Here is a 14,165-nt window from a genome sequence, read left to right on the forward strand (position 1 = left end):
CTAAAAATTGTCAACTCATAAACCAAATCCTGACAATATTTAAAAGAGCGCATCCCACAGGGTTGCGCTCTTCATCGTCAAAACAGTTCTTTGTAAAGTTTTATGTTGGCAAAATCGATGGGGAATTCGCCCTCTTCGATAGCGTGTACGATCTCGACGGTCTTGTCGTTGAAAGGCGTGGGAACGTTGTATTTTCTGCCGAATTCGCAGACGACGCCGTTGATAAAATCGATCTCGCACTTCTTGCCGTGGCGCAGATCCTGCAACATGCTGGAAATGAGTTTGCCGTGCTTTTTCATGGCTACGGGGATCAGCGCAAAGGAGATCGCCTTTTTAAAAGCGCCCCGATAGTCGAATAACTTGTCGATCTTATGCCCCTGCACAGGTTCGATACGGATATCCGCCGCCTTTGCTACGTCGATACACTCTTTCATGATCCTCTGGGCGACTTTTCTCGATTCTTTCTTTTTGGAAATATCGCCGAAAGTCGCGCCCGTGACCGTGGAAAGCCCCGAAAACGCGCTGTTGATCAGAAGTTTCGACCAGCGCGCGCCGATAAAGTTTTCTTCCACGATCACTTCGCCCATCTTTTCCAATAGGTCTTTGACGTCCTGCAAATGATTCCCCTTGCCGAACGCCCCGAGGGAAAAGGTCAAAGCGTCGGGCGCGGAAGTGAGTTCCGACACGCCTTCCCCGTGAAAAGTCGCGCCCCAGGCGATGGCGCAGCCGAGCGTCCTTTCCGCGCCGATCATTTCCGCGATCTTGAATTCGGGCAGCCCGTTCTGGCATGTGCAGAGCGCGCCGTCCTCCTTTAAATAATCTTTTAAAAACGCGACGATCTCGCCGTTATAGCGCTGTTTGGTCATCAGCAGGATGATGTCGTATTTTTCAGACATTTCCGACGGGAGCAAGGCGTTGACTTTCTGCGTAAAATCGACCGTTCCGATGATATGCGCGCCTTTTTCCTTAAGCGCCGCCACGTGCTTTTCGTTGCGGTTGATCAGATCGATATCGACGCCCGCCTTCGCGATATAAGCGCCGAGTACGGTACCCATTGCACCCGCGCCGTAAATTGCAACTTTCATATCCACCTCGTTTTTTCTTTCATTATACCACATCGCAACAAGGTGCGCAAACAAAAAGAGAGCCGAATTTTCGGCTCTTCTTTTTATCACATAATCTTTTCGAGTTGCTCGGAAAAGGCGGGGCCCGTAGATCCCCTGCGGATCAGCCGCATGGGAATGACGTACTTGCCCGAAGTCTGTTCGCATATGTTTTCGTGCAGTACGTGGAAGATCTTTTTGCCGTATTCTTTGCCGCACTGATCCAAAGTCGTCAGAGGCGGATCGCACACGCTGCTCTTATCGATATTATCCACGCCGATGACGGAAATTTTTCCGGGGACGTCCAGTCCCATATCCTGCGCCGCTTTCATCGCCCCGATCGCCATCAGATCGTTGGTGGCGATGACCGCCGTGACGTCGGGATGCTTTTCCAGCATCTGCTCCATCAGCCGCCCGCCCAGTTCTTCCGAGGAGGAATAGGGCCAACTGCCGTACTCGATACAGGGCACGCTGTTATTGAACGCGCGGCGCATCGCGGTACGGAAAGCGCTCAGACGCGTATCGTAATAGCAGGAATCGTCGAACGCGCTCAGATAGCCGATGCGCGTGTGTCCCAAAGATTTGAGGTACTCGACCGCCTGCAAAAACCCGTCGTACATATCCGACATGATATAGGAAACGTCGGGAAGATAGGTGCTGCGCGAAAAGTCGGTGAGCACCTTGATATCCGCGTCGCGCAGTTCGCACAGTTGCTCGTCCGACAAAAAGTCGGGCGCGGCGGAGACGAATATGCCGTCCACGCGGGTGGAGATCAGGTGTTTGATATATTTGGAAACGTCGCCGAATGCGTCGAAAATGTAGACGATATAGTCGTTTTTGAGCGCTTCCGCCTGCAAACCCTTGATGACGTCGAGTTGATAGACGTTGGTGATATCCGCCGTGATGAGCGCGAGCGCGTTGGTTTTGTTGCGCGCGAGCGACTGCGCGATACGGTTGGGTATGTAATTCAGGCGCGCTGCGGTTTCCAGTACCCTTTGTTCCACTTCCGGCGAAAGCCGTTTGGTCCTGTTGAGCACGTACGAAACCGTTGCCGTTGAAACGCCCGCCTCCACTGCCACGTCCTCTCTCTTGACACGCTTTTTCGGATCGGATATTCTTTTAGGCATACTGACCTCCTTAACGATTCTCTATTCGATGACGGTGACCGTGTTTTCGAAATGATAATTTACCGTATTCATCTTTTCCATCCAGCCGCGCGTTTCCAGCGTTTTATACGGACCTGTATCAAAGCCCGCGCCGATATCGTTGTTCCACAGCCATTCGGGCGTCGGCCACAGGCATACCTGCGGCGAGATATGTCTGTAAAATTTTTCGGTCACGCCCTGCTGACCGTGATGCGCCATCTGCACGACGCGGCAGCGCAACTCTTCGGGAAATTCCCGCAATATTTTTTCTTCCGCGCGCCAGTCCATATCGCCCAGAAAGAGCACGCTTTCTCCGCTCGTTTCCACGCGGTAGACGACGCTCGAAGGATTGAGGCTTTCGCCCACGGCGCTGCCGTCGGAAAGGGGCAAAACGCGGAAATGCCCCGTTTCCAGCCACTGTCCTTTTTGCGGGCGGACGACGGGAACGCCCCGCCGCGCGATCGCATTTTCCAGATCCGCCGCTCGCGCCGTGCGGTTTTCCTGCCGTTCCACACGCTCGATATATTCTGAATCGGGAAATTGATAACATATGCGCCCGATCTCTACGTTTCCGCGTTCGAGAACGCCGATGAGCGCCTCGATATGATCGAAATGCGCGTGCGTCAAAAGCCAGCAAGTCACCTTGCCGCCCAGCGATAACAAAAGGTTTTCGAGTTGGTCGGTCTCCGCCGCGGTGCCGCCGTCTACGGCGAGCACGTCGCCCTTCCCCGCGAGCACGAACCCCATACATTGCAGGGGCGTCACCGAGGGGAGCATATACAATTTGTCGCCGTTGAACATGGCTTATACTCCTTTGATCTCTACTTTCCCGTTCTCAAAGGGAACTTTGACGACGATACTGCCGTTTTCTTCCTTATACTGCGCCTGTGCGCCGTTGTAGAACACTTTGAATTTAAACGAAGGTTTGGCGAGCCGCACTTCCATAGAGAGCGAAGACGACTGCTGTACGTTAGACAACTGCACGAAATATTTTCCGATGGACAGATCGTAGGAAACGCCGCCGAACAAGAGGTTTTCCATTCTCCAGTAATCGAGCGAGGCGGGCATGCGCGGCTGTACGGCGAGCGTGCCGTCGTAATTCGGTTCCAGCCCGAAAAACGCGTCGGGAACGGAGACGAACATGAGCGCCGCTTCCAAAAATTCGCAGTCGATGCCCACGGGCCCCTCGCTGTCGCCGTCCGCCACGCCGTCGCCGTCCGCATCGTAGTTGCCCTGCATCCCGATGCCTAAATTTTCGAAATATTTGCGGTAGAAGCCCGTGCCCTCGCCGCCCGATCTGCGCACCGCGGTGTAGAAACTTTCGATGCCTTTGAGCCGCGAAAACGCGTCGTCCGCGCCGCCCACAAGACTGCGCGCGACCACGTCGTAATAACTGGTCTGCATCACGGCGCCGCCGTTGCGCACGCCGCACTCCCACGAATCCGCCTGCCCGACCGCCCAGACGCTGTCGGACGCGTTGTTTTTGGTGGAAAAACGCGGCGCGAACAAAAACTTATAGATATCGTCGCCCTTGGAGGTATCGCCCGCGATCTCGCGCTCGCCCGATACCCAACTTAAAATACGTTCCGCCTGCGCGGGAGTGGCGATACCGTCCGTGACCGCCTGCAAGTTGAACATCAGAAAGCCGTAGTCCATTTTCTCCGTCGTGACGCCCGTGCCGTCCTGCGTATCGTAATATCCCGCAAAAAAACGGCCCTTTTCGTCGTCCCAGAATTTTTCGCGCATGACGTTTTCGCAGCGTTCGAGTTTCTCACGGAGAGAAGAAATCGTTTCTTGATAGGGAACGACCGTCTTCATGTCCTTGCCGAGCACGGTGACGGCGGGCGATTCTACGTCATATTCCTCAGCCATCTGCTCTAAAAACAGCATACCTTCGAGCGCCTGATGGTAAGAAAGATTGGAATACAGATTGGCGTTGGGGAACGAGATCGCATCCCAGAACCCGTCGCTGATGCCGATGCCCGTGGCGGGCGTGCCGCAATTGAAATGACCCACGAGATAACTGTTGTCGATAATACCGTTCTGTTCGCCGTTCAGACAGGTCAGATAGAATTGCAGCGCGCGGCGCGCGTTGGGCAAGACCGTCTTTAAAAGTTCGGTATCCTGCGTATAGGAAAGATAGTGTTTCGCCGCGGAGATATACTGCCCGCAGTTATCCGACATACGGTCGTCGAAATCCGAGCGGATAAAGTTGTAGAGCAGTTTGCCCTGCACCTTTTTCCCCTCTTTGGCGCGCAGCACGAATTTCAGGCGCGTGACCATGTTCTCGTGCAGGCTGTCGCGCCCCCACTTTTCGTTGAGATACATATTGAGGAAAGTGCCCTGCCATACGTTTTCCGTCTGCGAAAAGTCCTTCGCCACGGTGGCGTATTCGGAAAAGCGCACGCATTTGTCGTCCGACCAGTTTGCGTCGTCCTTGGTCTGGAAATACACGTACAGATCGTCGAGGTCGGAGGGTTCGCCCTGCGTCAGTTCGTATTTCCAGGAAAAATGCAGGAAAGGCGAGTAGAAAGCGTTGGTGCCCTTGCCGCCCCGAATGAGCGGCGATACCACGCAGATCTCCGATGCCGATGCTGCGGTCTCGGCGGCAAGATAGCCTTCGGTACCGTCCGCGGATTCGCTGCCTTCCGCTTTCTGCGTAAAGTGGGAAACGTTCGTGCCGCTCTCCCCTTGCCAACCGTCAATGCCGTCGGTGAACTCTTCGCCGAAACCGCCCATGTTGTTGTGTCTGTACGAAGGGAACGCCCAGCCCTGCCCCCAGTCGGACGAGGTAATTCCCGTGGAGGTGGAAATATACCCCTGTCTGTCCTGCAAAGACATATAATCGAACGTGAGCCAGTCGCGCACCCAGCGATTCGTCGCGTAATGCTCGGTGAGGTTGGCGGGCGATGCGTCCCAGAAACTGCCGATCATGGACTCCCATTCCTTCCATACGGGCTGCCCCGCGCCGACGGGAAAGGCGTGGATGCGGCGCTCGTTATAGCGCATATGCCGCTCGAAATAGTCGTTCAAAAAGGCGTCCAGCCCGTTGTCCGAACTGTAAAAACGCAGCACATTGTCGCCGGAGGCATGTTTTACCTCGTAATCGTAAGGCTGATATTTTTCCCCGCCGCCGCAGCCGACTGCGGCAAGCAGCAGCGCCCCGCAGAGCGCCACGGGCAAAATCTTGGAAAATAATTTCATACGCACCTCTGTTTTTTTACGCGCGGCCTTCGAGTTTTTTGATATCGCCGTTCTCGGCGCCGTTTTCTCTCAGAGACTGAAAGAGCGCTCGGGAATAAGTGACGTTGTCGAGTTTGAGATAGTAACGATAGGTAAATGAATCGTACGTCGGCATGGAGAATTTTCCGAGCGGCGCGGTATACGTGCACGAAACCGCGCCCGAAGGATCCACGCCGATATTCGACATATCGACGGTATATTCGTTACGTCCCACGAGCATATGTTCCACGTCGGGCACGTAAAGACCGATGCCCCAGTCGTCCTCGTTGAGCCAGGCGATCCAGTTTTCCGTAGCGCGGAAACGGTTGGCGGAAGTGCCCGGCGACCAGAAGCCTAAATTGTCGTCATAGGAGATGCTCTTGTCCGTCCAGGGTTCGCCGCCCTTATAGGCGGCAAGTTTGCCGAGCGGCGTGATGCCGTAGAAAGCGGGCAGTTCCTGGTCGCGCACGTTGTCGTGCACGTAACCCGAAAAATCCGTGCTCTTGTTCGTGACGGAAACGTATTCGCCGTAGAGCGGGTCTTCTAAAATCTCGTAGACATCCTCCATATAGAAAGGCGTGATACTGCCCGATTTCGCCCAGTCCATGGGGCGCACTTTGATATAGATGCGCGTATCCGTAAACTGCACGTCGACGAGTTGGCTCAGATTCTGATACATATCGCCGCCCTGTACGGGGTTATACGGCCATGCGACGTCGGGCGTCGCGGGATTGCCGTCGTGATCGAAAAGCCCGCACTCGTAATCGTCCTGCGGCTCGTCGAGCGAATCCCCTTTCGTGCCGTAAAAGGACTGCTGCACGAGCCGCCCCGTATCGTGCGCGTTGATGAGATTGACGTCGTCCTCGACGTACATTTTGTCTTTGGCGCTCTGCCCCACGTACACGTTGCCCATATCCGAATAGAGTGCGACGCCCTGATTGACGGAAGAAAGATAATCGATCGCGCCGCCCAGTTTCAGATTGACGCCCAGTTTCACCGTCTTGCCTTGAATGTATAACTGCATGTTCTCTTCGGTATAATCGGGCGCATAGAAATTGACTTTGGAAAAGTCGATGGGATGCACGGCGGCGGAAACTTTTTTCAGTTCGAACGCGCCGCTTTGATGCACGCACTTGAAATCGATGGATTCAAGCGTCTTATCGAAATTATTTTCATGATAATAATCGAGGATCTGCCGAAACTCGGTATCGTCTTTAGAGAGGAAAAAGCGCTCGCTGTACTTTTTGCCGCCCTCGCCCGTAAAATGCATGGTCGCGTCCAATCCGCAGGCGGACGTATATTCCAGTTTGATATAATTCTGCCCGCCGAACGCCGCGTCGAAACGCACGGTGTAACTCTCGCCCGCAGAAAAGGTCTTGGAAACGCCTTCCGTCCACACGTCGGTAAAGGTCACCGACGGCTCGGGCGGGGTATCCTGCTTTTCGCAACCCGCAAAGAGCGGAACGCCCATGAGCATCGCCAGGGCGAAACTCAGTATTTTTTTGGTTTTCATGATTTCTCCTTAACCTTTGATGCCGCCGATCTTGATGCCGCCGATCATCTGTTTCTGGAAGATGAGAAACAGCGCCATGGGCACGAGGGACATGACGACGCACATCGCCATCAGTTTATTCTGCAAATTCGCCGTCACGTTGGAATTGCTGGTATAAAAGTAGTAGAAAGCAAGCCCCACCGTGTATTGATCCTCGGCATTGCCCAGATACAGAAGCGGCCCCTGAAAGTCCATCCAAAGCCCCATGACCATGCCGATCGCCATATACAAAAAGACGTTGAAGCACAGGGGGAACACGATGAGAAAAAAGATCTGATATTCGTTCGCGCCGTCGATGCGGGCGGCGTTGTCCACGTCCTTGGGGATCGAGCGCATGAACTGGATGACCAGAAAAATATTGAGCGCGCCGCCGCCCCAGAACGCGCCGATCCACTGCGAGGAGAGTTTGCCGATGAGTTTCATCTGCGAATAGAGAAAATATTGCGGGATCATCAGGACCGCCGTCGGCAAAAGGACGGTGGACATGACGAACGCGAACATAAATTTTTTGCCCTTGAAGTTGTGCCGCGCGAACGGAAAGGCGCAAAAGCAAGCGGTGAAAGGCGCGAAAAATCCGTTGATGAGCACCACTTGCAGGGTGTTGAGGATATTATGCCAGAAATCTTTTACGATGGTATAGTTGGAAACGGTGAAATGCTGCGGAAAAAAGTGCGTGTTCCCCGCCTGCAATTCCTGCGCGGACATGAGGCTCTTGTTGATCATGAACAGATACGGGAACATAAAGAATACGATCAGGATCGCCGCCACGGCGTATTTCACCGTAAGATAAACATATTTCCTGCGGTTCGCGCGTTTTTTGCTTTTTTGCGCCGCTTCGCTTTGCGGAATTTCTCCCGTCAAAATGTTTTCTTTCGTCATGAATCTTCTCCGTATTGGATCCACCCGCCCGTCTTGAACATGACGAGCGTCAGCGCGCCGATGATAAAGAACAGGATCCACGCCATCGCGCACGCCAGCCCGTAGTTGCCGGGGAAACTGTCCTGAAACGCCGTCACGTAGATGCGTATGGCGATAAAATTCAGGCTGTCGTCCACGCCCGTGCCGTAGTTGGCGTACGTGCCGAATACCTGCAATCCCCCGATCATCGAAGTGACCGCGTTATAAAACAGAATGGGCGTAGACATGGGCACGGTGATGGCGAACAGGCGCCTGAAATAGCCCGCGCCGTCGATCTTCGCCGCCTCGTACAGGTCGGGCGAAATGTTGCCGAACGCCGCCAGCCACATGATCATGCCGCCTCCCACGCCCCAAAGCCCCGTGACGATAAGGGTGGGCAGCGCGGTCTTGGCGTCCGTGAAAAAGGTGAGCGGCTCCATGCCCAGTTTCATCAGCCATGTGTTGAACAATCCGTTCATCGTGGGATCCGCGAGGTTCGCCGCAAAGGCGTCCGTCCAGATAAATCCCGCCGCGATGCCGGGGATCAGGCAGGGAAGATAACAAAGGACGCGGATGATGCGCATGCCCGCGATCGCCCTCTGCAAAAAGAGGGCTAGAACGTAGGACAGAACGAGCGATAGCGTGAGATTGCATACGACGTAGACGAAAGTGATGCCCAGAGAACCGAACACCCTGTCCCCCCAGCCCGTCACGCCGAACGTGAAGATCTTTTGAAAGTTGAACAGCCCCATCTGCGTGATCTTGGTGCCGTTGAAATTGGAGAGCGCGTATAAAAAGGACATACAGATCGGATACAGCGTAAAGACGAGTATGCCGATGATGACGGGCAGCAAAAAAGAATAGCTGACCAGATTTTTTTTCAAAACGCGCATCCTGCTGCGCTTTCTTGCCAGCGCCGCGGCGGTATCCGCGCTTGCTGCCGAATTTAATTTCATGTCCGATAGCCCTCGATGGTATTGTAAATATTCGCCTCGCCGCGCTTAAAGGCGGTCTTGATATCTTCTTTATAGGTAGAATCCTTGCTGCGCAGACAGTTTTCCATGACCTCGGTCATCTTTTTGGAAACGGGTTCGCGCGCGGCGATCACGTCGATGCGCAGTTTGAAATCCTGCAACGTGCACGCCGCGGTATCCCACTTATACACAAAAGCGTCGTGATTGAAATTTTTGAGATCCTTGAATTCTTCGCCCGTCAGATTGCGCCAGACGGCGTTTTCGGCAAAGAGCATATTTTTATTGGAGGGAATGCCGTTGCCCGTGGAGCAGAAGGCATTCTGTCCCTTTTCGCTCGCCATGAATTTGAGAAACGCCCACGCCTCCGTGGGATTTTCCGCATAGCGGTACATGGAATAGCCGCTGCAGCCCGCGCCGATGGCGTAATTCTCTTCCTTGCCGAGATTGGGCATGGGAGCCACGCCGAGATCTTCGGGAAGGATCCCGGGCACGCCGTCCACGGTGCGGTCGATCAGGTCCGTGAGCACCGCGCGCGTTTCGAAACAGAGCGCCGTCAGTTGATTGATGAAGTTGGCGTGCTTGGTGGAACCCGAGCCGAACGTGAGTTCGTCTTTCACGAGTTCGCGGAGATACGTCGCCGCCGCGATGTTTTCTTCGGTATTGAACTTCACCGAACCGTCCTCGGCGATCACACTGCCGCCGAATGATTTGAGCGTGGGCCAGCACAGCGAGCCCCACGCCCAGATGGCGTCGAGCGAGCGCACCTGCGCGTAATCGCGGTTGTTTTCGGGATTTTTGCCCTCCATGCCTTCAAACCCCGCGCGGATATCGCGCAGAAGTTTGTCGAACTCGTCGTGCGTCAAGGCGCGGTCGGCGGGAATGCGGTCTTCCGAAACGCCCGCAAGTTTCAAAAGTTTGCGGTTATAGTACATGACGATCTGGTCGTAATCGCGCGGGAACATATACAGTTTCGTGCCGAGCGTGCTGTCTTGCAGCATGGTTTCCACAAAGGTGTCCTGCGCGGAAAAATTCGTATCCTTTTCATCGAAGTAGTTGACGGGCATCAGCATATCCTTTTCGATCCATCCCGCAAACACTTCGTTGGTCGTCCAAAGAACGTCGGGCATCGCCGAAAAGTCCTTGGTGCGGTACGCGGTGTTGTGCTGGGTGGGGAGAAGAGAAAGATAGTTGGATTCCACCGTCGGCTGGCGCACGATCTTGATGTTGGGATATTCCTTGGAGAAAGCGTCCAAAAGCGCGTTGATGACTTTCGTTTCAGAAGGAATGTTCTGATAGAGAATTTTCAGCGTGCCCTGATAACTGCTGTCGATATTCAGATCTACGTCTTCGAGAAGTTTCATGATCTCCGCTTTCTCTTCGTCGTCCGTCGTTTCCTTTTCGATCAGTCCGCAGCCCGCCGCGAACAGCATCGTCAGGCACATCACCGCCGACAAAATCAGTCCGATAATTTTTTTCATAGTAAACACCTCTTGTTATTTCGTCTTGCTGCGGATACACACAGCCGCCGCAAACAGCGCGGCAACGGAAAGCGCCGCGATTCCCGCACCCGTGCCGATATTCGAGCCGCAGCCCGAGGAGGCAGGTTCTCCTCCCTCTTTTTTCGTGTTGACTTTCAGTTCCGCGTCCTTGCCCCATACGGGCACGTCGAGCGCGTACTCGTTTTCTTTGCCGTACAATTTTACGAACGCGACGGATATGCCGTCTGCCGTGACGCTTTCGATCTCGTACCCTTCGTCTACGGTGACGGAAAGGGTGACCGACATTTCGTTCACTTTGAGTTCGCCGATCTTTGCGTGCGAATCGGCGCTTGCGGTCAGATTGCCCGCTTCCTGCGAAACTTTCACGTCGAAATCGATGCTCTGCGCGGGAGAACCGTTGCTCGCCAAACTGATATAGGCGTATCCCGAGGGGAAATCCGTGCGTTTGGCGGGAGAATTCGCCACCACTTTGCCGCCCGAAGAGAAGGTCGTGCCCTCGTCGGTGATCTCCGTGACCAGCGAAACGCGGTTACCGTTTGCGAACAGCGCCTTGAAGTCCGCGCCGTTATTGGTGAAACTCGTTTCGGTAGAAGAGCGGTATCCCACCAGATCCATGCCCTTCGTGATAGGCTGCGGCGCGCCGCCGTTGCCCAGATTGAACATAACCACGCTGCCCGCGCCCGCGTTCGCCCACGGTCCCTGCACGCCCGCCTGCGCCAAAGTCAGCGCGGGGAACAGCGAATACAGAAACCAGGCGGTCGTGTTGTCCGCGACTACGTTCGTAAAGTCGAGATCCACGGTAAAGGGTTTCGTTACGTCCAGTCCCCTCCCGTACACCGAATACTTGATGCCCGAAAACGCGAAGGAAGCAGCGCCCGTCTCTTCGTCGGTGAACGAAGGGCTCGTGTATTCGTTGGATGTAATATAATTGTCGTTGATGGCGTCGCCGTCGTATATCTTGCCCGAACGCACGTCCCAGCCGAAACCGTTGGAGAGGAAGTTGCGCGAACTTTCGCCGATCTTCCCGTACAGCGTAAGGTCGGCGCTCAGCGCCTCGTCAAAGCCGTAAGGTTGGGTATACGAGGCGTCCTTGTACCACGTCACGGACAGCCCGTCGGCGACCAGCGCGTGGTCTGGCATGCCGAACATTTCGCCGCGCACGTCGGTTATGAACAGTTCTTCGGGCACGGTATCCGCCTGTACTTTTTTGACGATATCCTGAAAGAAAGGTACCTTGTACGTGACTTCCACCTGCGAGGCGGCCGCGCCCCAAAGCGCCGAGCCGAACACTAGCCCCGCCGAGAGCGCCAGCGCGGCGAACGTCGCCGCCGCTTTGCGTATCATACTCATATATCCCCTTCCCTCCGTTTAGATATGGTCGATATAATCGGCGCCGAACAGAGAATACAGCACCGTCTGCGCATACAGGCGCATCATAAAGTCGTTGGGATGATTCACGTTGTTCGCCGTGCAGTCCTGGAACCGTTTGCCGTTATTGTACACGGAACGCACGGTATTCAGCGTCGTGGCGAGCCCCACGTTTTCGTAACGGTCCGAGATCGCCGCCAAAGATTCCTGATACGCATCGTAATCCTTATTGTGAAAAGGCGTATCGGGATTTGCAATCATACCCGATATGAGCATGATCTCCACATCCGGGTTCTGCGCGCGTACCTTTCTGATCATTTCGTCGATGTTGTCTTCGAAACGCGAGTCGGGAGAATAATCCTGGTCGTTCATGCCGTAGGCGATGAAGAGAAGGTCGGGATTTTCATTTAAAACGCGCTTTTGGAAATGGTCGCCCTCGGCGGCCTCGATGTTGTCGATGGCGGCGTTGCCCGCGCTTTTGCCGATACCCCAGTTGGAATCCGTTCCGCCGACGGCCGTATTGTGAAAGGTCATGTTTGCGTCGGGGAAGCGCGCTTCGATGTAAGATTTCACCATATTCGCGTACGACTCCGCGTGCGGCGCGATCCCCAGAAATTCGCTGGAATTTGCGCCCACGGTGATGGAATCGCCGTAGAACAGCACCTTGATCGGCGCGCCGCTAGAAAGTTTTTCCATCGTTTTGGGGAATTTCGCACTCTCGTCGAGAGGCATGGTCCAATGCTTGCGCGCACTGCGCGTATAGGTAACGACGACCTGCCTGTTGCTGATATCGGGCCCTTCCACCGCGTACCAGTATGTGCCGTCGCCGCGGGGCAGCGCGATCATCGTAGGCGTCGTGGGGAAATATTCGTTCAGGCTCATAAAGGGAATACGGCTGTTATCGGTAAGTACGAGCGAGCCGCCGTCCAGCACGTAATCCACGCCCTCGGTATAAATCGTCGTTAAGTCGTACGACTTTACGGATAAAATTTCATCGGGCGTATACAGGAGAGGCGCGACGTTGTCGACGGTAAACCATACCGTTTCGTTATAAACGGTGGTGCCCTCCCACAAGGGATACAGGTAAGTTTTAAGATCGTATCTGCTGTCTACCATGCCGCTGTTGTCCTCCAATGTGTTGTCGGGAGGCGTCGGGGGCGTAGGAGGAGGCGTTTCCGTCTCCAGGCACCCGACCAGAGAAAATAACAAAATACTGCTCAGTAAGATCGTGATCAAGCGTTTCATGTCAGTCTTCCGTCGGCACCGCCGTAAATTCGATCCCGCGGATCAAGACGTCGTTATCGGCGTACCAGCCTTCGAATTTACCCGTAGACGGGTTTTCTTTCGCGACCATCCAGCAAGGCACCATAAGAACGTCCGCAGTGCCCCATTCGGAAACGCCGTTCACCATGGTCTCTTCGACGAGATTGACGCTCACCGTCGCCCATTCGCCGTCCTCATCCATATTCGTTTCGATGGGTATCAAAACGCGCGTCTTCCAGCCGCCCTCTCCCGAGTGGATGAAGGAGCCGTCCTCCTGTAAATAATCCACTACGTAGTAGAAAAGGATATGCGTGGAGGGTCCCAGATTTTTATAGGTGATGGTCATATAATCGGCAAAGCGGTTTGTTTCGTCCGTCTGATCGCGCAGCCACATCCCGAGTCCGTTGAAATACATATACGAGGTGTTCTGGCAGCGCGCGAAATGAATATCCGCGTAGGCGTCTTCGCCCTCGCCGACGACGTTGACTGTCGACTCGTCGTTGGGATCTTTATACTTTATATCGCCGAATCCCAACAATGCGTTCGTTTTAATATTGGCTGGAGAGAGGAACAGACCGGGCTGCGTCTTGACGTAGAGATTGAGGTTTGCATTGACGGAGGCGCCGAAATCATACTCTTTCGTCATCGCGGCGTCGGTATACCAACCGAGTATCTTTTTCCAGACAACGTCGGAATCTCTTCTTTCCGCCTTTTCTCCCGGGAAAACGTTGGCTTTGTGCAGCAAAGTCGCGCCGTCGTAATAATTGACTTCATAGCGCGCCTCCCATTTGGCATAGAGCGTCATGCTCTTGGTGACGGGATCTTTGAAATTCCAGGGCGTCGTGCCCTCTTTATCCACGCACCAGCAGCGGAAGCCGAGGTTCTGCGGGTTGACGGGCGAGCCCTTGACGACGAGGGGTTTATTGACGATGACCTTGCCCGGTTCCACCGCCTGGTCGGGCACCGTTGTCACGTCCTCTTCGAAAAAGCCCGTGCTTTCGAGATTGGGATCGAATTTCACCACCGCTTTGCCGTCTACGAGCGCGCCTTCTTTCGGCCCGCAGGCGCACATCAGAACGCACGAGGCGGCGAGGATCGCAGTGACCGCGAAGATCAAAGCATATTTGAATTTTTTCATAGAA

General features: G+C 54.6%; 11 protein-coding genes. All 11 read right to left on the reverse strand.

What is annotated here, in order from left to right; genetic code table 11:
* Positions 1-77: 77 nt before the first annotated feature.
* The 11 genes from ESZ91_RS01575 to ESZ91_RS01625 all read right to left on the reverse strand — a co-directional run bounded on the left by ESZ91_RS01575 (position 78) and on the right by ESZ91_RS01625 (position 14,161).
* Entirely contained in the window at positions 78-1,085 is a 1,008-nt protein-coding gene (locus tag ESZ91_RS01575; protein ID WP_129223439.1) for a ketopantoate reductase family protein, read from the reverse strand.
* An 86-nt stretch (positions 1,086-1,171) separates the two neighbouring features.
* The gene (locus tag ESZ91_RS01580; RefSeq protein WP_129223442.1) at positions 1,172-2,230 is read right to left on the reverse strand and encodes a LacI family DNA-binding transcriptional regulator; all 1,059 of its coding nucleotides are present in this window, start codon (positions 2,228-2,230) and stop codon (positions 1,172-1,174) included.
* A gap of 21 nt (positions 2,231-2,251) precedes the next feature.
* The gene (locus ESZ91_RS01585; protein ID WP_129223444.1) at positions 2,252-3,049 is read right to left on the reverse strand and encodes a ComEC/Rec2 family competence protein; all 798 of its coding nucleotides are present in this window, start codon (positions 3,047-3,049) and stop codon (positions 2,252-2,254) included.
* Positions 3,050-3,052: 3 nt separating this feature from the next.
* On the reverse strand, positions 3,053-5,452 hold the full coding sequence (locus tag ESZ91_RS01590; protein ID WP_129223446.1) for a glucosidase family protein: 2,400 nt from the start codon (positions 5,450-5,452) through the stop codon (positions 3,053-3,055).
* A gap of 16 nt (positions 5,453-5,468) precedes the next feature.
* Positions 5,469-6,983, reverse strand: a complete 1,515-nt coding sequence (locus ESZ91_RS01595; protein WP_129223448.1) for a hypothetical protein — start codon at positions 6,981-6,983, stop codon at positions 5,469-5,471.
* Positions 6,984-6,992: 9 nt separating this feature from the next.
* Positions 6,993-7,901: a carbohydrate ABC transporter permease gene (locus ESZ91_RS01600; RefSeq protein WP_129223450.1), complete on the reverse strand. Its 909-nt coding sequence runs from the start codon at positions 7,899-7,901 to the stop codon at positions 6,993-6,995.
* Positions 7,898-8,875: a carbohydrate ABC transporter permease gene (locus ESZ91_RS01605; protein ID WP_129223452.1), complete on the reverse strand. Its 978-nt coding sequence runs from the start codon at positions 8,873-8,875 to the stop codon at positions 7,898-7,900. Before ESZ91_RS01605 ends, ESZ91_RS01600 begins: the two co-directional genes overlap by 4 nt.
* Positions 8,872-10,371 carry an ABC transporter substrate-binding protein gene (locus tag ESZ91_RS01610; protein WP_129223454.1) on the reverse strand — a complete coding sequence of 500 codons (1,500 nt, stop codon included), beginning with the start codon at positions 10,369-10,371 and terminating at the stop codon, positions 8,872-8,874. The genes ESZ91_RS01605 and ESZ91_RS01610 overlap by 4 nt, the downstream gene beginning before the upstream one ends.
* A gap of 15 nt (positions 10,372-10,386) precedes the next feature.
* Entirely contained in the window at positions 10,387-11,742 is a 1,356-nt protein-coding gene (locus ESZ91_RS01615) for a hypothetical protein (RefSeq protein WP_129223456.1), read from the reverse strand.
* An 18-nt stretch (positions 11,743-11,760) separates the two neighbouring features.
* The gene (locus tag ESZ91_RS01620; protein WP_129223458.1) at positions 11,761-13,005 is read right to left on the reverse strand and encodes an SGNH/GDSL hydrolase family protein; all 1,245 of its coding nucleotides are present in this window, start codon (positions 13,003-13,005) and stop codon (positions 11,761-11,763) included.
* Position 13,006: 1 nt separating this feature from the next.
* Positions 13,007-14,161: an InlB B-repeat-containing protein gene (locus tag ESZ91_RS01625; RefSeq protein ID WP_129223460.1), complete on the reverse strand. Its 1,155-nt coding sequence runs from the start codon at positions 14,159-14,161 to the stop codon at positions 13,007-13,009.
* Positions 14,162-14,165 lie beyond the last annotated feature (4 nt).

Origin of the sequence: Candidatus Borkfalkia ceftriaxoniphila, assembly GCF_004134775.1 — a bacterium.
Lineage (GTDB): Bacteria > Bacillota > Clostridia > Christensenellales > Borkfalkiaceae > Borkfalkia > Borkfalkia ceftriaxoniphila.

Excerpts from the sequence above, each read along its gene's own strand:
- ESZ91_RS01610 (WP_129223454.1), bottom strand. The coding sequence starts at position 10,371 with ATGAAAAAAATTATCGGACTGATTTTGTCGGCGGTGATGTGCCTGACG.
- ESZ91_RS01620 (WP_129223458.1), bottom strand. The coding sequence starts at position 13,005 with ATGAAACGCTTGATCACGATCTTACTGAGCAGTATTTTGTTATTTTCT.
- ESZ91_RS01585 (WP_129223444.1), bottom strand. The coding sequence starts at position 3,049 with ATGTTCAACGGCGACAAATTGTATATGCTCCCCTCGGTGACGCCCCTG.
- ESZ91_RS01590 (WP_129223446.1), bottom strand. The coding sequence starts at position 5,452 with ATGAAATTATTTTCCAAGATTTTGCCCGTGGCGCTCTGCGGGGCGCTG.
- ESZ91_RS01580 (WP_129223442.1), bottom strand. The coding sequence starts at position 2,230 with ATGCCTAAAAGAATATCCGATCCGAAAAAGCGTGTCAAGAGAGAGGAC.
- ESZ91_RS01600 (WP_129223450.1), bottom strand. The coding sequence starts at position 7,901 with ATGACGAAAGAAAACATTTTGACGGGAGAAATTCCGCAAAGCGAAGCG.
- ESZ91_RS01615 (WP_129223456.1), bottom strand. The coding sequence starts at position 11,742 with ATGAGTATGATACGCAAAGCGGCGGCGACGTTCGCCGCGCTGGCGCTC.
- ESZ91_RS01595 (WP_129223448.1), bottom strand. The coding sequence starts at position 6,983 with ATGAAAACCAAAAAAATACTGAGTTTCGCCCTGGCGATGCTCATGGGC.
- ESZ91_RS01605 (WP_129223452.1), bottom strand. The coding sequence starts at position 8,875 with ATGAAATTAAATTCGGCAGCAAGCGCGGATACCGCCGCGGCGCTGGCA.
- ESZ91_RS01575 (WP_129223439.1), bottom strand. The coding sequence starts at position 1,085 with ATGAAAGTTGCAATTTACGGCGCGGGTGCAATGGGTACCGTACTCGGC.
- ESZ91_RS01625 (WP_129223460.1), bottom strand. The coding sequence starts at position 14,161 with ATGAAAAAATTCAAATATGCTTTGATCTTCGCGGTCACTGCGATCCTC.